Origin of the sequence: Paraburkholderia sp. LEh10 (assembly GCF_017814945.1) — a bacterium.
In the GTDB taxonomy this organism is placed as follows: Bacteria; Pseudomonadota; Gammaproteobacteria; order Burkholderiales; family Burkholderiaceae; genus Paraburkholderia.
In genome coordinates this window covers 1-20,684 of sequence record NZ_JAGIPX010000049.1, presented here as the reverse complement: position 1 = coordinate 20,684, position 20,684 = coordinate 1, and the positions used below count along the sequence as shown (strand labels likewise).

23 protein-coding genes and 1 pseudogene are annotated in these 20,684 nt (G+C 59.9%); 13 read left to right on the top strand and 11 right to left on the bottom strand.

The genetic code is table 11. The features are described from left to right. The first annotated feature begins 51 nt into the window (after positions 1 to 51). From J8I87_RS31215 to J8I87_RS31190, 6 genes are all read left to right on the top strand, one after another. A complete protein-coding gene (locus tag J8I87_RS31215; RefSeq protein WP_209936017.1) occupies positions 52 to 1,047 on the top strand; it encodes an SDR family oxidoreductase in 996 nt (331 codons plus the stop codon). A 37-nt stretch (positions 1,048 to 1,084) separates the two neighbouring features. Beyond that, the gene (locus J8I87_RS31210) at positions 1,085 to 2,857 is read left to right on the top strand and encodes an ATP-dependent DNA helicase RecQ (protein ID WP_209936016.1); all 1,773 of its coding nucleotides are present in this window, start codon (positions 1,085 to 1,087) and stop codon (positions 2,855 to 2,857) included. A gap of 215 nt (positions 2,858 to 3,072) precedes the next feature. Then, positions 3,073 to 3,270, top strand: coding sequence for a hypothetical protein (locus J8I87_RS31205; protein ID WP_209936015.1), 198 nt, complete (start codon positions 3,073 to 3,075; stop codon positions 3,268 to 3,270). Between the two features lie 199 nt (positions 3,271 to 3,469). After that, positions 3,470 to 3,661 (top strand): hypothetical protein, encoded by a 192-nt coding sequence (locus J8I87_RS31200; protein ID WP_209936014.1) that lies wholly within the window; start codon positions 3,470 to 3,472, stop codon positions 3,659 to 3,661. Next, complete coding sequence (locus tag J8I87_RS31195; RefSeq protein ID WP_209936013.1) at positions 3,661 to 4,176, top strand: hypothetical protein; 516 nt, start codon at positions 3,661 to 3,663, stop codon at positions 4,174 to 4,176. Before J8I87_RS31200 ends, J8I87_RS31195 begins: the two co-directional genes overlap by 1 nt. Positions 4,177 to 4,569: 393 nt before the next feature. Beyond that, positions 4,570 to 4,779 (top strand): hypothetical protein, encoded by a 210-nt coding sequence (locus J8I87_RS31190; RefSeq protein WP_209936012.1) that lies wholly within the window; start codon positions 4,570 to 4,572, stop codon positions 4,777 to 4,779. Positions 4,780 to 5,031: 252 nt separating this feature from the next. Here the strand turns inward: J8I87_RS31190 and J8I87_RS31185 are convergent, their stop codons facing one another. Both J8I87_RS31185 and J8I87_RS31180 read right to left on the bottom strand, forming a co-directional pair. Then, the gene (locus tag J8I87_RS31185) at positions 5,032 to 6,264 is read right to left on the bottom strand and encodes an ABC transporter substrate-binding protein (RefSeq protein ID WP_209936011.1); all 1,233 of its coding nucleotides are present in this window, start codon (positions 6,262 to 6,264) and stop codon (positions 5,032 to 5,034) included. A gap of 773 nt (positions 6,265 to 7,037) precedes the next feature. Further along, positions 7,038 to 7,484: a hypothetical protein gene (locus tag J8I87_RS31180; RefSeq protein WP_209936010.1), complete on the bottom strand. Its 447-nt coding sequence runs from the start codon at positions 7,482 to 7,484 to the stop codon at positions 7,038 to 7,040. A gap of 352 nt (positions 7,485 to 7,836) precedes the next feature. Here J8I87_RS31180 and J8I87_RS31175 point away from each other — a divergent pair, with 352 nt between their 5' ends. Then, positions 7,837 to 8,607, top strand: coding sequence for a DUF3047 domain-containing protein (locus J8I87_RS31175; protein ID WP_209936009.1), 771 nt, complete (start codon positions 7,837 to 7,839; stop codon positions 8,605 to 8,607). Positions 8,608 to 9,005: 398 nt separating this feature from the next. On the opposite strand, the gene J8I87_RS31170 is transcribed toward J8I87_RS31175, so the two are convergent. The 5 genes and pseudogenes from J8I87_RS31170 to J8I87_RS31150 all read right to left on the bottom strand — a co-directional run bounded on the left by J8I87_RS31170 (position 9,006) and on the right by J8I87_RS31150 (position 13,180). Further along, complete coding sequence (locus J8I87_RS31170; RefSeq protein WP_209936008.1) at positions 9,006 to 9,707, bottom strand: flagellar motor protein MotB; 702 nt, start codon at positions 9,705 to 9,707, stop codon at positions 9,006 to 9,008. A 63-nt stretch (positions 9,708 to 9,770) separates the two neighbouring features. Then, positions 9,771 to 10,535, bottom strand: a complete 765-nt coding sequence (locus tag J8I87_RS31165; protein ID WP_209936007.1) for a flagellar motor protein — start codon at positions 10,533 to 10,535, stop codon at positions 9,771 to 9,773. Positions 10,536 to 10,613: 78 nt separating this feature from the next. After that, entirely contained in the window at positions 10,614 to 11,852 is a 1,239-nt protein-coding gene (locus J8I87_RS31160; RefSeq protein ID WP_209936006.1) for a Crp/Fnr family transcriptional regulator, read from the bottom strand. A gap of 306 nt (positions 11,853 to 12,158) precedes the next feature. After that, positions 12,159 to 12,245 (bottom strand): annotated as a pseudogene (locus tag J8I87_RS31155) (DUF3079 domain-containing protein); the annotation flags it as partial. 29 nt (positions 12,246 to 12,274) lie between these two features. Then, on the bottom strand, positions 12,275 to 13,180 hold the full coding sequence (locus J8I87_RS31150; RefSeq protein WP_209936004.1) for a LysR family transcriptional regulator: 906 nt from the start codon (positions 13,178 to 13,180) through the stop codon (positions 12,275 to 12,277). Positions 13,181 to 13,278: 98 nt separating this feature from the next. Here J8I87_RS31150 and J8I87_RS31145 point away from each other — a divergent pair, with 98 nt between their 5' ends. From J8I87_RS31145 to J8I87_RS31125, 5 genes are all read left to right on the top strand, one after another. Then, positions 13,279 to 14,298: an aldo/keto reductase gene (locus J8I87_RS31145; protein ID WP_209936003.1), complete on the top strand. Its 1,020-nt coding sequence runs from the start codon at positions 13,279 to 13,281 to the stop codon at positions 14,296 to 14,298. A gap of 11 nt (positions 14,299 to 14,309) precedes the next feature. After that, positions 14,310 to 14,738 carry an SRPBCC family protein gene (locus J8I87_RS31140; protein ID WP_209936002.1) on the top strand — a complete coding sequence of 143 codons (429 nt, stop codon included), beginning with the start codon at positions 14,310 to 14,312 and terminating at the stop codon, positions 14,736 to 14,738. 521 nt (positions 14,739 to 15,259) lie between these two features. Further along, on the top strand, positions 15,260 to 15,430 hold the full coding sequence (locus J8I87_RS31135) for a hypothetical protein (protein WP_209936001.1): 171 nt from the start codon (positions 15,260 to 15,262) through the stop codon (positions 15,428 to 15,430). Between the two features lie 25 nt (positions 15,431 to 15,455). Beyond that, on the top strand, positions 15,456 to 15,671 hold the full coding sequence (locus tag J8I87_RS31130; RefSeq protein WP_209935999.1) for a hypothetical protein: 216 nt from the start codon (positions 15,456 to 15,458) through the stop codon (positions 15,669 to 15,671). A gap of 423 nt (positions 15,672 to 16,094) precedes the next feature. Then, complete coding sequence (locus J8I87_RS31125) at positions 16,095 to 16,619, top strand: hypothetical protein (RefSeq protein WP_209935998.1); 525 nt, start codon at positions 16,095 to 16,097, stop codon at positions 16,617 to 16,619. A gap of 170 nt (positions 16,620 to 16,789) precedes the next feature. Here the strand turns inward: J8I87_RS31125 and J8I87_RS31120 are convergent, their stop codons facing one another. The 4 genes from J8I87_RS31120 to J8I87_RS31105 all read right to left on the bottom strand — a co-directional run bounded on the left by J8I87_RS31120 (position 16,790) and on the right by J8I87_RS31105 (position 19,430). After that, positions 16,790 to 17,023, bottom strand: a complete 234-nt coding sequence (locus J8I87_RS31120) for a hypothetical protein (protein ID WP_209935997.1) — start codon at positions 17,021 to 17,023, stop codon at positions 16,790 to 16,792. A 185-nt stretch (positions 17,024 to 17,208) separates the two neighbouring features. After that, positions 17,209 to 17,544 (bottom strand): hypothetical protein, encoded by a 336-nt coding sequence (locus J8I87_RS31115; RefSeq protein ID WP_209935996.1) that lies wholly within the window; start codon positions 17,542 to 17,544, stop codon positions 17,209 to 17,211. Positions 17,545 to 17,706: 162 nt separating this feature from the next. Next, positions 17,707 to 18,447, bottom strand: a complete 741-nt coding sequence (locus J8I87_RS31110; RefSeq protein ID WP_209935995.1) for a 3-ketoacyl-ACP reductase — start codon at positions 18,445 to 18,447, stop codon at positions 17,707 to 17,709. 779 nt (positions 18,448 to 19,226) lie between these two features. Further along, positions 19,227 to 19,430, bottom strand: coding sequence for a cold-shock protein (locus tag J8I87_RS31105; RefSeq protein WP_209935994.1), 204 nt, complete (start codon positions 19,428 to 19,430; stop codon positions 19,227 to 19,229). A 711-nt stretch (positions 19,431 to 20,141) separates the two neighbouring features. Here J8I87_RS31105 and J8I87_RS31100 point away from each other — a divergent pair. After that, positions 20,142 to 20,468 carry a hypothetical protein gene (locus J8I87_RS31100; RefSeq protein WP_209935992.1) on the top strand — a complete coding sequence of 109 codons (327 nt, stop codon included), beginning with the start codon at positions 20,142 to 20,144 and terminating at the stop codon, positions 20,466 to 20,468. Positions 20,469 to 20,684: the final 216 nt, after the last annotated feature.

Sequence of the window (20,684 nt, the reverse complement as noted above, 5' to 3'; positions counted from 1 at the left end):
CCGTTCTAACGCGCTTCCTCCTTTCTCCATTGCGATCCAAGGAACATCTTCATGAACCGCATCAAACTGAAACCGTTGAACGAGCAGGTCATCGTCATCACAGGCGCGACCAGCGGTATTGGCCTAGCCACTGCACGCGCGGCGGCGCACGCCGGCGCGCGTGTCATGCTGCTGGGGCGCGACGAAACGGCGTTGAAGACGATCACCGAAAACCTCAACGCCTCGGGCGCGCAAGTCGATTACGTGATCGCCGATGTGCGCGATACGTCGCAGATGCAGGCAGCCGCAGAGCGGACCATCGAGCGCTTCGGCGGCTTCGACACGTGGGTCAACAATGCCGGCGGCTCGATTTACGGACGGTTCGACGACGTCCCTATCGAAGAGCAACAGGATCTGTTCGACACCAATTTTTGGGGCATCGTACGCGGCTCGACGGTGGCAATCGGCCATTTGCGCAAGAATGGCGGCGCGCTGATCAATCTCGGCAGCGAGGTCTCCGATATCGCTGTGCCGCTGCAAAGCGCCTATGTCGCGTCGAAGCATGCGGTCAAAGGGTTCACCGATGCATTGCGCCTCGAACTGATCGACGAGCGCGCGCCCGTGTCTATCACGCTCATCAAGCCTTCCGGCATCCACACGCTGTTCGTCGAGCATGCACGCAACCACCTCGATGTCGAACCGAAGTTGCCTGCGCCGCTTTACGCACCCGATGTCGTTGCCGACGCGATCCTGCACGCGGCCGTGTCGCCCCGGCGCGCGATCTATGTCGGCGGCGCAGCGCGCGGCAATGTCGCATTCGCGCGTCTCGCTCCGCGCCTGTTCGACGCGTTCATGGGACGACTCGGCATCCGCATGCAGTCGACGGATCGGGCTGCCCGGGGAACGGACGCCGCCCGTCGCAGCGAAATGCTCGAACGATCGCCGCGCAAGCGCTACGTGCACGAAAGCAGTCTCTACACGCGCGCCGCATTGCATCCCGGATGGACGGCCACGCCGACGCTCGGCGCGGCCGCGCTCGGCCTGCTCGCGTGGAAGCGGCGCCATTGACGCCGGCTGGTTCGCTATCCGCAAGAAGGAACATCCAATGACGGCTTCCTCCACCGCGAGCCTGCGAGCCATGCGCCGAACGTTGCGCGACGTGTTCGGGATCGAATCGCTGCGCCCCGGCCAGCGCGAGATCATCGAGAGCGTGATGCAAGGTCGCGACACGCTCGCGATCATGCCGACGGGGGCCGGCAAATCGCTTTGCTATCAGTTGCCCGCGCTTCATCTTGACGGCCTGACACTCGTTGTTTCGCCACTGATCGCGTTGATGAAAGATCAACTGGATAAATTGCTCGATGCGGGTATCGAAGCCGTCCAGATCAACAGCACGCTGAAAGCGGACGAAGAACGCACGGCGTTCGAAAAGATTGGCACCGCAGTGCGCGCGATCGTCTTCGTCACGCCGGAGCAACTGGGCAAGCCGATGCTGATCGATGCGCTGCGAACGCGTGTCGAATCCCAAACGGCAAAGCGCAACGCCAGACGCGACGAAGACTGGCGCGTGCGTCTCGTGGTTGTCGATGAAGCGCATTGTGTGTCGCAGTGGGGCCATGATTTCCGGCCCGCCTTCCTGCAGATCGGCGATGCCGTCGAAAGCCTCGGTCGCCCGCCGATTCTCGCGCTCACCGCGACCGCGACCGAGGCTGTCGTCGACGATATCGTGCGCACACTGGGCATGCGCGATCCGCGCGTGCTGCAAAAAGGCGTGTATCGCCCAAACCTGCACTACAGCGTGAAGCAAACCTCGGTTGCGGACGGCAAGGGTCGCGCTTCGGCACGATCCGCGCAGGCCAAGCTCGCGACCATCCAAACGCTGCTTACCGAACGCGACGGGCCGGGCATCGTTTATACGGCGACCGTGCGCGAAGCCGAGCGGCTGTCCACAACGCTCCGCGAATGGGACGTGACGACGGCGCTGTATCACGGACGCCTCACGGCACGCGCGCGTCGTGACGCGCAAGACACTTTCATGCGCGGCGATGCGCGCGTGATGATCGCGACCAACGCTTTCGGCATGGGCATCGACAAAGGCGACATCCGCTTTGTCGTGCATTACCAGATGCCGGGCAGCATCGACGCCTACTACCAGGAAACGGGACGAGCCGGACGCGACGGCGAGCCCGCCGATTGCATGCTGCTGTTCGATCTGAGCGACAGGCGCGTGCAGCAGTTCCTGATGCTTGGACGCTACCCGGATCGCGACCTCGTCGGACGCGTGCACAACGCGCTGCGGCAAGTTCGCGACGCGTCGAGCACGGGTGTGAGCGCGGGCGATCTCGCACAATTGCTCAGCGACGTCGGACGCAACAAGCTTCAGGTCGTGCTGAAGATCATGCTCGACGCGCGTCTCGTGATCCGCAACCGCGCGCGCCGCTATGTGTTGCGCGACGAAACCGTCGAAGAAGATGCGCTCATTGCGTCGCTCGAGCGCTATAGCGAACTGGCAGAGCGCGACCGCGCGGCGCTTGAACAGATCGTCGACTACGCGCAGACGGGGCGATGCCGATGGCGCACGATCCTCGAATACTTCGGCTATGGCGAAGAAGTGGAGCGCTGCGGCACATGCGACAACTGTCTGAATCCGCCGCATGTCGAGCCCCTGAAAGAACCGGCGACAGCGCAGGGCCGGATGATGGCTACCGCTCGCAAGACGCTCGATGCGCAACGCGGGTTCGCGCGCGGCCAGCCGGTACGCGTGCGCAAATACGGCACGGGTCAGGTGTCGTTTGCGACGGCGGAACAAGTGGCCGTGCTGTTTCCCGACGGGACCACGCGCACTTTCCTCGCGCGATTCGTCAAGGCCGTTGCGTAGAAATCGCTACTTGTGCAGTTTGCTCCGTCACGTTCACAGCCAGTGTGCACGCGCTATCGCTGCGCCGGCTGGTGAAGCCGCTAACGGGTCGTCGGCGCTCACGCGCATTGGCAGGAACTACGAATGCTTGATCGGATATGCGGCAGTGCGATTGAGCGCGAGACGGCACGCCGCATTTCCTCTGCGTCTCGCGCGGTTCACATACGGAGCACACGATGACTAATGGCCAGAAACAGCAGCAAGGGGGACAAGGCGCGCCCGCTGATCGCGACACTGCCGAGTCGAACGAGGACGAGACCTTCGAGACCGACATCTCGGAGACGGGCGAAGACGGCACGACTGTCCGCCAGGCCGAAGTTCGCAAGGACGACTTGTCCGAAACGAAACCACCGTCCCAAGACGACAATTCGTGAAGCTGGAATAGCATTCCGACGCTCGTGCCGGCGCAACCCGCAGCTTATGCAACGTCGCCAGGAAGACGTCGAACCAGCTTCAAAGAACGGACCACGTCTTCCGCAGCGGCGATCGCGTAGAGATGCTGCCTGGCACCCGCATTCTCGACATAGATCGTTGGCAGGTTCTTCTTATCCACCTGGAAAGGAAATTAACGCGATGCAAACCGATCCGACAATCGACCCGGTCGCCGATCCGGCCAATCAGCCAATCGACGATCCCGGGCAGCAACCCCGTCCCGCTCCCGGCCTGCCGCCGGACATGGACCCGCTTGCGCCCACGCCATCGCCTGAAGAAAAGGAAAGCGTCCGGCGCTCCGCTCAGCATGATGATCGGGCGAGCTTCACATAATGGCCGCGCGCGAGACCTCGTCGCTATTTCGCGTCGCCGAACGGGCGGTCGTGTCGCTATATGATGGCGGCGTGTTGTCGCCGGCGGTCCTCGAGCGCGTGCTGTCGGCATTCATCGGCGCGAGGGTGAAGTGGGACACGGAAGCCGACATTCAATCCGTCGATGGCCGTACGTTTCACGACATCGTTGTGACGACGATGATGCCGGGCCACGCGCCGGATCATGCGGCGCGTGAATTCGCACGGATCATCGCGCATCTCGGGGCGGACGACGCGAGCGACGATGCACGCTCCAAAGCCGCCGACGCGTCGACGAAGCATGACACCAGCAAGGACCGGGAAGAACGATCCGACGAGGACGAAGCCGTGATCCGCCAACTTGGCGCCGCACGCCGTCCGAAGCGGCGTAGAAACGCGGCGGCCGTCCGCGAAGGCGCGTCGGCGCCTTCGTCCGGTTCTGCACTTTCGACAGGTTTCAATCCATTGGTCAATGCGAGGGTACCGCGCAAGCGCTGATGATGCGCCCACAGATTTAGTCGCTGTGCCACGGCCCCAAAGCACTCTGTTCGACTCGTCGCAGCGGTGAGAGACAAACGCGCCACGGCGCGCGTTATCAGGCACAGCGATTGCTCGATACCTGCCGGCTGGCTCAGGTCACGGACACGGTGGTTACGGGCGACAGATCGTCGCTTGCCGGCGGCCGGCACGAGTAAGTGCAACAGCTAACTGTCTCAAGATCAACTGAGCGGAGCGCGTTGCACGTCGCTCTTGCCGACCCGCGTGCGCGCCTCGCCGACTGATGCAGTGTTCGGCGCGACGTCGGACGCGTCGCCACCCCAGGTGACCGGCCAGCCCCTTGACCTGACAACTTGATAGGCGAGTTTCTGCAAAAGAACCGCCAAAAGAACTATGAACCCTACGCACCTCGTCGAATGGGAACTATGCCATCTCGAACGGCTCGTCTCGCACATGAGCACCGCCGTCCAGTTCCCGGCCACCTACTGGGAAGCAAGGCTCTCAGCGTTGACACGGTTGGCCGTCGTTGCCAACCATCTCGCGCGTATCGAGCGTTTGAAGAAAAAGCTGCCGGCCGTTGAATCTTCTGCCATGGTCGTCTAGCCCAACTGCCCTCGCCGGCGTCAACCGATGAGCGGCGTCATCGCAGAAATGCAGACGACGACGCGCGCAGTGCCCGACGCGAGACAACTGAGCACCGAAGGCAATCGCCGCTTGCGAGCAGCGATGGGCATCTGCCATCAGCGCTCTCTCTGGCAAGCGCAGACGCAGTGATAGAACTTCCGGCAAGCGCATGAGCTTCAGACCTCTTGCTGAATTTCATGCGCGGTGGAGTCTGATCAGGGCCGGGCAACACTATTTCTTGACCAGCGTACATGCGCTTTCAGCCAACGGCCTGAACGCCTTCTCACCCGGTATGACCGCCTTTACGGTGTAGTAATCCCATGGGTATTTCGACTCGGAAGGCTTCTTGACCTCCACGAGATACATGTCATGCACCATGAGGCCATCCTCGCGAATTCTTCCGTTGCTGGCAAAGAAGTCGTTGACCGGCAATTCGCGCATTTTCTTCATGACCACGCCGGTTTCGTCGGTTCCGGCGGCCTTTACCGCCCTCAGATAATGCAAGGTCGACGAATAGTCCCCCGCGTCCGTCTGCTCCGGCATACGCTTCGCCGATTCAAGGAACCGTTTGCTCCACTTGCGCGTCTCCTCGTCGCGATCCCAGTAAAACGCGGTGGAGAATTCGAGGCCCTGCGCTGCTTGCAACCCGATTGCATGCACGTCCGCAAGAAAGACCAGCAAGCCCGCCATCTGGGGCCCGCCGGTACGCGTGAGCCCGAATTGCTGAGCCGCTTTCATCGCATTGACAAAATCGCCGCCCGCATTGGCCAATCCGACCACCTTGGCACCCGAGGACTGCGCCTGCATCAGGTAAGTCGAGAAGTCGGCGGTATGCATCGGGGCCCACGCAGTCCCGAGAACGCTGCCGCCCTCGGACTTGATCGCATTCGACGCATCGCCGACCAATGCTTTGCCGAACGCGTAATCGGCCGCGACGAAGTACCAGGTCTTGCCGCCTTGCCGCATCATCTCGCGTGCGGTCGTACGGCCTAGCGCGTACGTGTCATACACATATTGAACGCTGACGGGCGTGCACTTCGAATTGGTGATCTCTGAGCTCGCCGGTCCTGTCGCAATGGCAATCTTGTTTCGTTGACGGGCCAGGTCGATAACCGCAAAGGCGACACTCGAATTCGTCAAATCAGTAACCATGTCAACGTTGTCACGGTCGAACCATTCGCGCGCTTTACTCGCTGCAATGTCGGCTTTGCTCTGATGGTCCGCATAGACGACTTCCACCTTGATGTCGGGGTTCTCCTTCATGAAGTCGTCCGCCGCCATCTTGACGGCTTGCACGGCACCGCGGCCGCCGAGCGTCGAATAAATGCTCGACATGTCGGTTAGAACCCCGATCTTGACCACACCATCGGACAACTGTGCCTGCGAAGCATTTGCCGATGCGCTCAGAAGCGCCGCTAATGCCGTACAGCTCGCCAGCAACACCGCTTTCCCTCTTTTCCACATCGTCTCTCTCCTGTCGTCACGGGTGTCAATAACCGCGTAGCGTTGTGGGCACAAACACGCACAACGCCCTTAAGATGGGCACTTTTTTGATGCGTCACGCTTGCGCAAACCAATGAACCTTAATCTCATTTGCCTTGAGGGTTAAGCCCGTGCACAACTGTTGCGCCGCTCGAAGCGCAGCATCGATCTGTTGGAGGCGGGGCGCGGGCCGGCGCATGCTGAAAGAGTGTCATTGCCGATACACGTCAGAATGGCGAGTTGCATGCGTTGCTGCCTCCCAGGAAGACTCGCGACGTGGTCGTTGATGACGCGAACGATATCCCGGTCGCGATATTCCGGGACGCGCGATGCCGGTGCGCCGGGGAGAGTCCCTGCCGCTTCACTTGCATCCCGGCGCTGTCGGGTTCCTGGACCGATTCGAAACCGCCATCGCGGATCCGGATGGCGGGCACTGGCGAACTGCCCGCCAGAAGCGCGCAGGGGCGCACGACGATTAACGCCGCGGCCTGCTGGCTGGGAATTCGCTTAGCGACAAACTAAAGGGTTCGTCCCGTGTCCCCGGGCAGTGGCGCATTCTGAGAACGCCTGCCCGGCCTTTGCTTTCGCTCCCGTTTTGCATGGCTTTTCCGGCGCATGCTCGCCCGTGATCGTCGAGTGACACCGACGAGAACTTCCAGAATCGCAACAACAGACAAAAGAACTATGGCGAGAACGCCGACCGTGCCGACGATCGATATGATGTCCATCAGTGCTACCCCCGAGATGACCAGCTTTTATTTTGTGGCGAGTGCAGTCGCACGCGTCTCTGGGAAACCTGAAGCATTGCTGGCAATGGTTGATGGTAGCACGTGCCGCAAGGCCACTTGACGCATATTTTTGACGCGAATGAAGCGCCCGTTGGGCGAGAACGCCAACAGTTGCGCGGCAGCCGCGCCATAGCCCGGGCCTGTCGTGTTGCCCCGCGAAAGCACAAAGATGTGGCCGTGTGAGCTGAGTGCCACACCCGCACATTCTCCGAAGTAGAAATCTTTTGGCAACACAACGGGATTGGCAACCGAGTCGTAAGCAATCGAAGGAGCCGCCTGTTCGTCCGCGAAGGCTGACGGTATCGCGAGTCCGGCGGCCGTGCCGGCGATCATGTTTAGAAACGTGTGGCGACTCATTGCCTTTTGCGCGGCGCCGCTACAGCAAGGACAGAACCGCCCATGATGCTCACTCATCTGGTGTCTCCTGTAGAGTGCTTAAGTACGTCCTTTTCGTCCTTTTCGTCCTTTTACTCACGCGGGTGACGTGCAGAAGTCACAGAGCCAATCGTAGTGCACGAAGCGCTTAATAGCTAAGTCGTCGACGCGCCTTTGCGGAGCGCTCTTCCGGCAGGAGACACGAGCCGTTCCCTGAAGGCATAATTGCATGAGGCTCGCATGGCCAGACAGGTCGTGTCGGGTTGATTCGGATTCGCGGTGCGGCATTCAAATCCAGAGCGTCAACCGCTAGTGCATAAAGGGAACCGCCCGACTACCGTCAGCCGGACCGCTACAACAAATCCTGCCCAGGAGCCGAAGGCAACGAGCCATGCATCTTCCACTAATCTTCCGAGCGTGCAAACCAGCAGTCAGGCCGGTCCGGATTGCTGTGTGCATCGCCCTCCTTCTGTCCCCGCCCGCCCTTCTCGCTCAGGACGAAAAACCGGGCATTGCCTTTTCCATGATCGAGCCCGGGTCACCGTTGCCGGCGGCGTGGAAGAACCTGCCCGTGGTGAACGGCAAGGCGATGACGCAATACACGATCGTGCATGACGCCCATACCACTGTCCTGCAGGCAGACGCGAACCGTTCCGCTTCTGCCCTGATGCATGAAGGCAATATCGATCTGGCGCAAACACCCGTTGTGGTATGGCGCTGGAAAGCAGAAAAGCCGATCGAGGGGGCCGACAACCGCGACGGAACGAAGGAAGACGCGCCCGCGCGACTGGTGTTCGCATTTGACGGCGACAAGAGCAAGCTGTCGCTTTTCGACCGGGCGAGCATGCAAGTCGCAAAGCGCCTGGGTGGCCAGGACCTGCCCTATGCCACGCTAATGTACATCTGGTCGACCGCGGCCGCACCGGGCAGTGTCATTGCCAATCCCCATACCAACCGCGTACAGATGATCGTCGTCTCCGGTCAGCCCGGTGACGCGGGCCAATGGCAAAGCCTGCGTCGCAATATCGTGCAAGACTATGAAAAGGTCTTTCACGAACCGCCAGGACGGATCACCGGCTACGGTCTGCTGACCGATACCGACAATACCGGTACCACGGCGCGAGCCTGGTACGGAGACATCCAGTTCCTCCCCGGGCCATGACAATCGGACGCCGGACGAAGCCGCCCACTCGCCCGCCAGCGGCAAGTGGTGCGGCATGGTCCTCGGCTTGATTCCCGTCATCAGCGCCGCGAAAGGCCAGGTGGTGGCCCGCGCAGCAAGTGACGCCAGCACGGCGCGATCCATCTGCGAACGGTCCGCGCAAGCGGCACGCGTCTCGCAGCCGGCATCGCCTCGTCCTTCAGATGACGGCGGGCAATGGCCAGCGCCGTATGGTCGGCAACCGGCTTCGTTGTTGCGCGTCGCATCACTCACGAGTTCATATCGGCGACGTTGGCTCTCAGGATTCATCTGGACCTGAGCCTGCGTCGACCGTCGAACATAGACTACCGTCTTGCACTGAAGCAGCAGCGCGGGCAGACGATTCCGGCCAAAGCAAGTCAGTACTGGACCAGTATTGTCACGCGACGATTCATCGCCCGCGCCGCGGCATCATTGCCGATCACGAGCGGATAGTTATCGGCGCGGCCGACGGCAGCAAGCCTGCGCGACGAGATTCCCTTGTCGACGAAAAGTCTCACGACTGCCCCCGCCCTCGCCGACGATAGCTCCCAGTTCGACGCGTACCGGGCATTCGAGATCGGGATGCTGTCCGTATGCCCCTCAACCAGTACATGGCTGTCCGGCTGTTTTCGCAGTGCCATGGCTATGTCCCCGAGCACGTCAAGCGATTGCGGTAGCAGGCGAGCGTCGCCAGGATTGAAAAGTATGCGTGCATCGATGCCGATTTCGACACCCTGATTTTCGCTCCTGACCGTGATCTGTTTGTTGTCCTTCAACGTCTCGAGTTGCGTCAGCAGACTTTTTCGGGCTGCCTCCCGCTCCGCGGCGACGGTAACGACGCGGTTAGTGTTTCCCACGTTGTCGTGACTGACGCGTGCCGCCAAAGCCTTCATTTCCACTTCCCGGGTCTTCGCGAGCTGCAGCACGTAAAGCGCCAGGAAGAACACCATCAGTGTCGTGATCAGATCCGCGTATGAAATCAGCCAGCGTTCCGAACTCGCGTCGCCGTCGGCTTCCTCTTCGCCCAAGTGACTGGCTGTTTTGGCGGGTTGTCGCCGGTAGCGATGATGGATGTCCATCGACAAAAGGTCTTCTTTCACAATGCGTTGCGAAGATGGTCGAGCGTTGTTCTGCTGCGTTTGCTACGCGAGCAGCTCTGCAGCCCGCCTGCGCACGTCCCCGGCAAGACGCGTCTCGATCATCTGCGGCGACTCCTTGCGCGATATCGCCAGCAGGCCATCGAGATACAATCTGCGAAAGCGCAATTCGCTGTCGATCTGCGCCTTTATCTTGCCGTGCAAAGGCAGAAAAATGAGGTTTGCCACGGCAAGACCGTAGAGCGTCGCGACGAAGGCGACGGCAATCCCCTGTCCCAGTTGCGCGGGTTCGAGTATGTGCCCGGTCACCTGGATCAGGCCCAGCACTGCGCCAAGAATGCCGAACGTCGGCGCGTAGCCGCCCGCCTGCTGCCAGATGCGCGCCGCACCCATGTGATTGCGTTCGTATGCATCCAGCTCGCGTTGCAACGCGTCTTCAATGACGGCGGTCGGCAGACCATTCGCAAGCAGTTCCAGACCTTTCTGTGCGAACGGGTTGAGCCCCCTCGTATCGATCGACTCGAGCGCCAGCATCCCGTTGAGCTTGGCCTGATCGCCCCACTCCAGCAGCAGCGACAAGTTTTCCCTGTCGACCTGGCGGGCCTTCACGAATGCGAGTCGAATCTGTAAGACGCCATCGAAGAATCGCGCCCATGTGTTCTGGATCATCACGGCGGCAAGCGTGCCGCCCAGAACGATAACGAGCGCTTGCGGCTGCAGCAGCGCGGTGAAGTGGCCGCCTTCGAGCGTGAAGCCGACGCCAATAGCCGCGAGCCCCAGCAGTGCTCCGAATACAGTGAGAAGGTCCATGAGTTCCTCAGGTCGTCGGGGTAGCCGCGTCCGTGCGCTGGGTTCGGCACCCCGACATCTGTTTGCCGCGCGACGTGATTACGCGCCCAGTTGCGACAGCGGCCCCGCTGCCGTGGCAGACGATCTGATCGTCCTGAGCGTCTCGAGGAAGCGCTGTTCGATATCGCCGACCTCGACGGGATCGATACGGATGTCCCGTCGCATGACCCACGACACTTCTTTTTTTCGCGCTTCCGTCATCACTCCCAGCAACCGGTCGACAATGGTCTGGTCCGCCATCGACGCGAGCATTTTTGCCAGATCGTAGGTATCGAAAGCACTGACGGCGTCGAATAGCGAACGCTGGTCGACGAATTCCAGATCTTCGAGCGAAGCGATTTCGCCCAGTGGCCGACGTGCCGGGCGCGAAAAATAGGTGAGCCCTTTTTCCTCGACGTAGTTCAGTACCTTCGTCTTGCGAAAAGCAAAGACGTCTTCGGCAATTTCGGCCCGTGAAAGCTTGTTGAGAATCATCTTCTTCTCAACGCCGATCAACGCCTCGAGGTCCGTGAGTTCGATTAGCTCGAGCTCGCTCGCTACGGCGACTTCAAGATCCTGATCAGCGACGTTTTGCGCGCGTTCGGTAATACGTTGCGGATCGAATGTGACGACTTGACGCTCGGTTGCATCCTCAGAGGATGTGTGCCGGGTCGCGGAAGCGCCCATGAACTCCGAACGGCCCGCTTCCATTGTGATCAGGTTCAGCTTCTCCATGCGCTTGAGCATCACCATCACGTGCAGTCGCGAGTGACCGGCGATTGCGCGGCACTTTTTGATAACTTCGCGCAACGGCACCGACACCTCTTCGGGTTGCCCCCGCCATCCGCGCTCGCCAGAACTTTCGACGCCGTTCGCCATCAGCGCAAGCACATGTGCGTATGACAGCACGCCCGGCATGAAATCCGCGTGCGTATAGGTCGCGAGAAGATCGTCCTTCTTTTTGATGCGACGGATTGTTGTTCGAACGATATGCCGAAGCAGCGGTGAGACGCGCTCGAGTTCCTCCTCGACCACGTTGGCCCGCACCACGGTGAATTGACAGAATGTGAGGGCTTTGGCGGTATTCGGCCTAGGCTCGGAACCGATCAGCGCTGTTTCGCCAAAGAATTCGCCTTTTCCGAGCGTCGCGACGACGACCTTTTTATCGTCACACTGTGTCGAGATCTCTACCTTGCCATCTGCGATGATGTAGATGACCGATTCTCCAGCGAATCCTTCCGAATAGATAACTTCTCCCGGCACGGCAGTGCGTGACCAGGACGAACCTTGCTGTTTCATTCCGTTCCCCGGGTGGTGCCTTAGTCGTCGCCGTCTTGCCCTTCAGAAATCCTGGGCTCTTTTTGACAGCGATAGTGGTCACTGGTTATCGACACCCGCGTCGACCGTCTTTAGCCTTGGAGGCCCGGGGTGGAAGGATTTAGCGCGATTTCACCGGCGTCATTCGATAACACCGGAGGAATGTGCCCGACGCAATCGTTTGCGCGTTCTATCTCCTGCTGAACGTGAAAAAATCGACCCGCTGCAGTAACCAGTCATCGCCAACGGTTCAACATCATGCTGGGTCCGGCTCCATCCATTGCCTCAGGCCACCGGGTCAGTCGGGCAAAAACGATCACACGTCCAGCAGATCCGCTCGGGATGCTTCGGGTGCAGCGGAATGTTCTTTGCCATTTTCCTGACCCACTCGCATGATTGCCTGCTCACGTCTGCAACGTGCCGCTGGAACGCAGCAACGTGGTGCGGAAACGCTCTACAAGTGGTCTCAGGTTGACCCTATGCCATGCGGCCCACAGCGCCGTGCGATAGCTGAACCACGAAAGCTCGTGTAGCACGACGCCAGCCGGTGCCTGATGTCGCAGGCTTTGCTGGATCATGGTCACGCCAAGACCCGCTGCGACAAGACCCAGTGCGGCCAGCGGCTCGGTTGCCTCCATCGCGATATCGGGAGTAAAGCCCGCCTTCGCACATGCCGCAACGAAGTTGTCGTGCCGCAGCGCTCCTTCTGTGTGCATCACGCCAATCCACTTCTGCGCCGCCAGGTCGTCGGGCGTGAAGGACGCCGCGTTGGCCAGCGGATGGCCTTCAGGAATCGCGAGCAACATCGGATCATCCAGAACCTGCGCTGCTTCGAGATCCGGGTCGTCGGACGGCGGGGGCTCGCATACGAGCGCGATGTCAAGGCTGCGCTGACGCAGGCCCGTCAGTTGGTCGGCCGACTGATAGTTGTAGAGGGCGATGTGCACATCGGGCTTGTCCGACCGGAGTTGCCGTAGCGCATTGGGCAGCACGCCGGAGTGCATCGCGTTTTCCAGGTATCCGATGCAAAGGCCGCCTTCGTCGCCGCGCCCAAGTCGCCGCGCGAGCGATTCGAGGCGCTTGGCGTGCGTAAGGAATGCCTGCGTTTCGGCGAGAAACGTGCGCCCATCAATCGTTAGACGAATGCGCTGCTGCGAGCGCTCGAACAGCGTCAGGCCGAGATTTTCCTCGAGCTGCGCGATCTGGCGACTCAGGGGCGACTGTGAAATATGCAGCCGTTCGGCTGCCCGGCCGACATGCTCTTCCTCGGCGACCGCCACGAAATAGTGCAACTGGCGAATGTCCAGCATAAGACCTCCGGGGTCTCAAGTTTATCTTATTATGTCTTGGACAGACTTAAATCACCACCCTAGACTTGCGCTACCGACTCACCAAAAGGAGCAAGTCGATGAGCATCAAGGATAAATTGCCCGCAGGCACACAGCTCGGCTTTGGCGCAGCGCCGCTGGGCAATATGTTCCGCAACATCCCGGAAGCCGAAGCGCTTGCGACGGTGAAGGCCGCCTGGGACCAAGGCGTGCGTTATTTCGATACCGCCCCGTTGTATGGCGCCGGCCTTTCCGAAATCCGTCTGGGCGAAGCACTCGCAGGCTATAAGCGCGACGAATACGTGCTGAGCACGAAAGTGGGCCGCGTGATTCTCGACGAAATCGAGGATGCGGGCGCGCGCGATCTGGGCGAGAAAGGCGGCGTGTTTGCATTTGGCCGTCCCAACAAGATCGTCAACGATTATTCGGCCGACGCAACGCTGCGCTCGGTCGAAGACAGTCTTCAGCGACTGAAGACCGACCATCTGGATATCGTGTGGGTTCACGACGTCGCGCAGGACTTTTACGGCGACGAATGGCTCTCGGTGTTCGAATCGGCACGCAAGGGCGCCTTCCGTACACTGACCCGTCTGCGCGATGAAGGCGTCATCAAGGCATGGGGACTTGGCGTGAACCGCGTCGAGCCTTGCGAACTGCTCCTCGATCTCTCCGAATCGAAGCCGGACGGTTTCCTGCTCGCAGGCCGCTATTCGCTGCTCGATCACGACCGTGCGTTGCAGCGACTGATGCCGGCCGCTGCCGCGCAAGCCGTGGAGATCGTTGCGGGCGGTCCGTACAGTTCGGGCGTGCTCGCAGGCGGCGCGAACTTCGAATACCAGAAGGCATCGCCCGAGATCCTCGCGAAGGTCGGTCGTATCGAGGCCATCGCCGCGCGCCACAACGTGAGCGTCAAGGCCGCAGCGCTGCAATTCGTGCTGGCCAACCCGGTCGTCGCGGCGGTGATTCCGGGCGCGAGCAGGCCCGAACGCATCGCGGAAGACCATGCCGCCGTCAAGGAAGTGCTTCCGGCAGACTTCTGGCGCGAGTTGCGCGAGCAGGGTCTCGTCGCCGCGAATGCACCGCTGCCGACCAACGCATAAGGAGATCGATCATGACCCGCGCCAGTTCAACCATCCGGATTCCCGTTTCGCCCGACGTGGTGTGGCAATTGATCGGCGGCTTCAACTCGCTGCCGGACTGGCTACCCTATATTCCATCCAGCGAATTGAGTGAAGGCGGCCGCGTGCGGCGCCTGGCCAATCCGAGCGGCGAAGTGATCGTCGAACGTCTGGAAGCGTTCGATAACCGCGCGCGCAGCTATACCTATTCGATCATTGAGGCGCCGTTTCCAGTCACGGGCTACCGCTCGACGATAGAGGTGCGGGAGATCGAGGGCGGCCGTGCATCGCAGGTCGACTGGTCCGGCGAGTTCACGCCGAACGGTGTGAGCGACGAAGAAGCATCGAGACTCTTCGAAGGTATCTATCGGGACGGTTTGCAGGCGCTGGCGGCAGCGTTCGCTAACAAGGGCCTTGCCTGAACAGCGCGCGTTCGGGCCCGGCCGGCCTCGGATCGGGGCCGGCCGGGTGCTTGCCGCCAGCGTGATGCACGCCAGCCGGTTTCAGCTCGTTCCATACGGCATGGCGGTCCGCGATCAGCTGACTCCCATCGAGCGAGCGAAAGCGTTGGTGACTCTTGGCCGGCGAAAACTTCGCTGATGAAGCGTTCATAAAACCGCCGCTCTTATGTTCTGCCCTTGCGTCTTGCTGCCTTCCGTTCGGTCCGCACGTACATACCCGATGGGAGTTCTCGCACGATGACGCAGCAAGTCCGCGCGCTCATCACCTCAGAGATCGATTGAACGAAGCCAAGCGGAAAAATGCTGGTGCTAAGGTCAGGCCCGCACTATCCGCACTGATAGTGAGCGGGAGGAGCGAGATGCCGGGTTGGCTTGAGGCTTCCCATCATGCATGCCATCGCGTTTGCTTCGCACGGTGTCGCCGCGGGTGCGGAATACGCCTTGCTTCGATTGAATCGCTCACGAGACCACTGGAGACGCAAATGGCCAGAAAGCCCAAGGAACAGTACCCGACCAATACGAAATCCGAAGACGAAATCGACAGGACTGTCGATGATACGTTTCCCGCCAGCGACCCGCCGGCGACGGGCGGAACGACCCGCATCGAGTCGGAAGACGGCGACGAAACTGACGATGATTTGCCCGAGCAATGAGGGACGCAACCAGGAGGGAGGCACCATGGCAGACACTTTCAAACCCGGCGAAACGGTGAAAATCTCGGGCATCTACTCCGTCGTCCTTGAAGGCGGCGACAGCGAGGGCAGGACATTCGAAGCCACATGCGTCGAGGGCGACCGCTTTCCGCCAACACGAACGGGTGTCGGCGCGCACTACGAACTGAAGCACGAAGCGCCCTACTCCCACGGTCACCCTGAACTGAATCCGGGCGGCTAAAAAGCATATCGCCGGCCTATAGCGGCGGCGAGCGGTGACTCTACGTGAGACGATGGCGACGGGCTTCACGTGATTGATACCGCGACCTTGCTGGAGGTTGTCTTCATGAGAAATCCATGAAACGCCGGGACTGAAACCGCCCAGGTGCATCAGGCGGAAAAGGCCCCTCGGCATCCTGGAAGCGCACGGGAAAAGGCAGTGCCACCAAATGTCATATGAAGCCGCCGCACTGCTTTGCGCGCCGGGTCAGCATGGCCGCCAAGGGCCGAGGGCAAGCATAGACTCCCGATTCCCGTAACGGAAACCGCGCTCACCAGAGCTGTTTGTCGCGTCGCTGCTTTCCTGTCGTCAAAGGCCGCTTAACGCCGCCGCGAGAACGGCGAGTATCATCGAACTGGGACACAATGGACGGGAGATACCGCAATGGACGACCGATTCGATAGAAGGGAGTTGCTGCTTCACCTCGGGGACATGCTCGAAGCCGTCAACTGTTTATCCAGGATTGGCCAGCCCGACATACCCGTTGCACAACTTGCTAAACAAGAAGAATCGTTGCGGGACTTCCAGTTCCTCCGAATGGTTGCCCCGAGAATGCTGACGGCGGAGTTCGGCGCTCGCGTGGCCAGCGCTTTGTTTTTGTGGCCAAAGGAACTGCTCGAAGTGGAACTCAACCGCACCGCGCTTGCGTCGACCGTTCAGCACGACCTCTTCGAAGGTAACCCTGACGGCTGGAAGGCGTATGTCGCCTACATGCACGAGAAGGTCGCGTGGTTTGGAACTGGGCTGCCCAAGATGAAAAAGAGCACTGCGGGCGAATCGCCGCGCACTGCCGCTGCTATGGACGCCAGTCCGGCCGAAGCGTCCGTCGAGGCAGCGCCGATCGGTGAGTGGGATGCGCCCGACGACAAGACGGGATGGCCCTGGCCTCAGCCTGGCTCGACGTCGTGACGCGCCGCGGCGTAGGTCCTTGCGGCGTTCCCGGGCTTGCGCGCGACGGGCTCGTGAAATCAGCTAGTAGCTGGACCAGCCGTTCATGCTGGTCCGGCTTGTTCACCAATCCGATATTGACTCGACGTGGAACCTTTGCAGCTGGACTTCATAGGTCTCAAGATCGCTGATTACCTAAGACCCGACCGTATCATTGCAATGGTTTCCTGGATGACCGCACGGTGTTCGGCCATTGCATCCAGCGACGCTTGCAACGCCACCAGCAATCGGGTCGCCGACGCAGAGTCGTACCCGACTCCATCCAGCGCGCGCACCCTTTTTCGCTGCTGCTCAACGAGTTCCAGCCCTCTGGCGATGTGCTTGTCGGCCACGCAGAGTTCGCCCAACTCTTCTTCCAGGTCCATAGTCACCTCCTCGTTATCGAGGTAGACCGTTCGACGATGGATGTCCGCGTCGAGTCAGACGAATCCCATACTGGCAACAGGGATGCCTGGCCAGTATGCGCTTTTCTTCGCAATGACGCTGTCGTCCCGTGCTCGTCATCGCGCGGTGCGACGAAGTATGCGGACCCGTCGTTGTCAACGGACAGTCACGGGTCGCACAGGTCGCTGCAAGGTCCGCTGTATCGGACGTCGAGCGACGACTTGTCCTTGAAAACAAGTCGTTTCACCGCACCACAATCCTTAACGGTATGAACCGCGCTCCGATTCACAAACACGCCGGGGCGCTCGTCGGGAAGAACGAGCTGCATCAAAACGCCGAATTTTCGTGTCGCGTAGAAGAAGTTCGCTTCGCGTGACGGCTCTGCTGTCCCTAACCAATACACGAGTGCGGCGCTGGGATTTTTGTCATCGCGCGCAAGCATGCGCAGCGTCCTCTGCCCTACCATGAATGTAGATGATTCGATGCTTGGCACATCGCGCATGCTGTTCTCCGTGAGTGATGCGTGGGATTCGCCTGACGCCAGGCTATCAACCCAGGTCCGGTGCAACACGTCGATTCAAGCGCGACGCCACCATCGTCCAGCGTTCCCTCGAGAGCGCTGGAGACAGCAGCTTTCGCGCCGTGGTTCAAGCGTCGGAGACCCCTAGCTCATGTACAGGCCGCCGTTCAACGAGAAGTCCGCTCCTGTTGCGAACGCTGCTTCGTCGCTGGCGAGCCACGAGACAATCGACGCAATCTCCGAGGCTTCGCCGAGACGGCGAACCGGAATGCTTTGAACAATTGCGTCCAGGATTTCGGGCTTCACTGCACGGACCATATCGGTCCCGATGTACCCTGGAGAAACCGTGTTCACCGTGATGCCTTTTGTCGCTACCTCCTGGGCAAGCGACATCGTGAAGCCGTGAATGCCCGCCTTGGCAGTCGAGTAGTTGGTCTGGCCAAACTGCCCCTTCTGCCCGTTGACGGACGAGATATTGATAATGCGGCCCCACTCCTTGCTGACCATTTCCTCAATGACCTGTTTGGTCACGTTGAACAAACTGGTCAGATTGGTCGCAATGACGTCGTTCCAGTTCTCCCGCGACATCTTGCGAAACACGCCGTCCCGGGTGATGCCCGCATTGTTCACCAGTACATCAATGTCACCTACCTCTTTCTTCACCTTCGCGAAGGCCACCTCAGTCGACTCCCAGTCTGCGACATTGCCTTCCGATGCGATGAACGTAAAGCCCAGCGCCGACTGCTCGGCCAGCCACCGTTCCCGACGAGGGGAGTTCGGTCCGCAGCCTGCCACCACCGTCAACCCGTCCTTATGCAGGCGCTGACAGATTGCAGTTCCGATTCCGCCCATGCCACCAGTTACATAAGCAATTCGCTTCGCCATGTCTTCGACTCCTCGTTGTTAACGGTTAGTTCTATTTGCCGCGCCATGCAATGAATTGTGGCCTCTTTATATCTTGATAGCAGTACTACTTTGTGATGGGTAAGCTCGCTGACCAGCTTCATACAACCTGATTGTCATCCGTCGCAGCCCTGCACGAACTGAAATGAAACCGGCTATGCCGGTATTTGTCCAGTACAAAGCCAGTAGACGTCCAGGTTGAGAAAGACTGCAATCCGTTTGAATGCGTTTAGCGGTGGCACCGTGATTCCACGGCGCCAGAATTGCACGTCGCATTCGCTGACATCGAGCCACCTGGCGGCCCGGGCGGAGGTGACGCCAGCACGCTTCAGGGCAGTGTCAAGACGTGCGGCAAGAGCGCGTCTCAAGCTACTGTCCTCACCGATACGCTCGAGATGCTCGATGGTTTGTGCGCGTTGATTCATCGCGTTTGAAGTCTCTCAGCAGTGTCTTATAGTCGTATGTCTTATAGTCGTCGCAGCTGGGCGACCAACAAAGCTAACCAGTCAATTGACAACTTCAAGTGGCATCATCACGTTTGGGGCGGCAGGCGGGGAGTGCCCAACAGTGCGCATGCATACAGCTCAATACATATAAACGTATCTGCAGCCAGCGCCAGTTGAGCACTCCCTTAGGGCGGCATGGATGTCCGCGCGTTTCGCTGGAAGTCCGATTCATACGCCCCGCTGCTTCCTGGTCATGACGACACGAAGCATGGCTTCAAAAAAATTCTTGTCTGTGTTGCACAACGTGACGACGGATTACTGCGGCTGAATATTTGCTGCCTGCTTACCCTTCGGTCCCTGCTTGACGTCGAAGGTCACACGTTGCTGTTCCTGCAGTGACTTGAAACCTTTGCCTTGAATTTCGGAGAAGTGCGCGAACAGGTCTTCGCCGCCGTCATCCGGCGTGATGAACCCAAAACCCTTTGCATCGTTAAACCACTTGACAGTACCTGAGGCCATAGTTTCGATAACCCGTTGAGTTGAAAAAATGTCGCCATTGTCTAGCGCAGAGACGTTTTTTTAACACAGCAAAACCGATGCGGGACATACGCGTTTACGATATTTGAAGCGGCTTGTGTGTGTATAAGCACACCGTCGAACAAGTTCCGCTTCGTTATATCGTTTTTCAACCGACAACAATGCACGATAACGACCCGCCTGGACCGAGGTCGCGCTCAACCCCACCGTTGGAGGGTTTTGTCGGTAACTCATATCCATCTCTTTCGAAGTTGTCCGTGAAGCGACGCGCGGTTAAGTTCATCTTAACAGGGACGAATCTCATTCCTTAGACGAGTATATGTACGGATCGGTTAAGTTACGGACAGCCCCGTCACTCTTGGTTTTTAAATGGGGACGCATTACTGTCTGCTAGTCAATCGGGCGCACTGCGCGCACGGCAACCCGGCTGGCTAGCACAGAATCGCTGCCGTCTGTCTCCGTAGTACGGCTTCTCGTCGCGACAATTGCGAGGACGCCATTAAGTCCTTGGCAAGCGTGCTTTCGTTTGGCGGGTGTGCGGTTGAAACGGCAGAGCGCGGCGCCATAATGCACGCCGATGCCGCCCGCGAAAGCGCGCCGACGGGCTGTGCGCTGGTCTGGTAGACTGCTTGCACGGGGTCGAAACCGGCTGCCGCGATACCTATGCTGCTTGTGCCTTACAAAGGAGCGAACATGCAGGTAAGCACCGAAAATCTCGTCGACATGCTGCAGGAAATCGAGTCTGCAGATCCTATCGATTACGCCGACCTGCCGTTTGGCGAGAAGGAACTGCGTCGGCTTGTAGTCGGTTCACTCGTTGAGCGCCACCATCACGTCCGCAATGACCTGAACGTCGATGACGTCCATGCGATGTATTTGCTGAGCACGGCCAAACTCCTCCTCGAAAACACTGTTCTGCATGCCCGCCTGTTGATCCTGCAAGGCCAATCGGTCGACGTCCAGGCACTGCTTGCGCCTTTCCGGCTGAAAACCAGACCTGATAGACCTGATAGCGAATAAGGCCTTACCGCGCACTTCGCGCCGCCATCAAATGCGTTCGACCTCGACAACGCTGCGCGCAGTTGTCGGGGGCGAGAAGTCCTTGCGCCGCAAGTACGAACTCGATGAGCAGCAGTTCGGTGCTCGAAAGCGCTAACCGATGTACCGGCTCGGATTGTCTGGACACGGTTTTGCAACTCAGGCGGCCTCTTTGAGGGTGACTGCCTGACGGGCTTC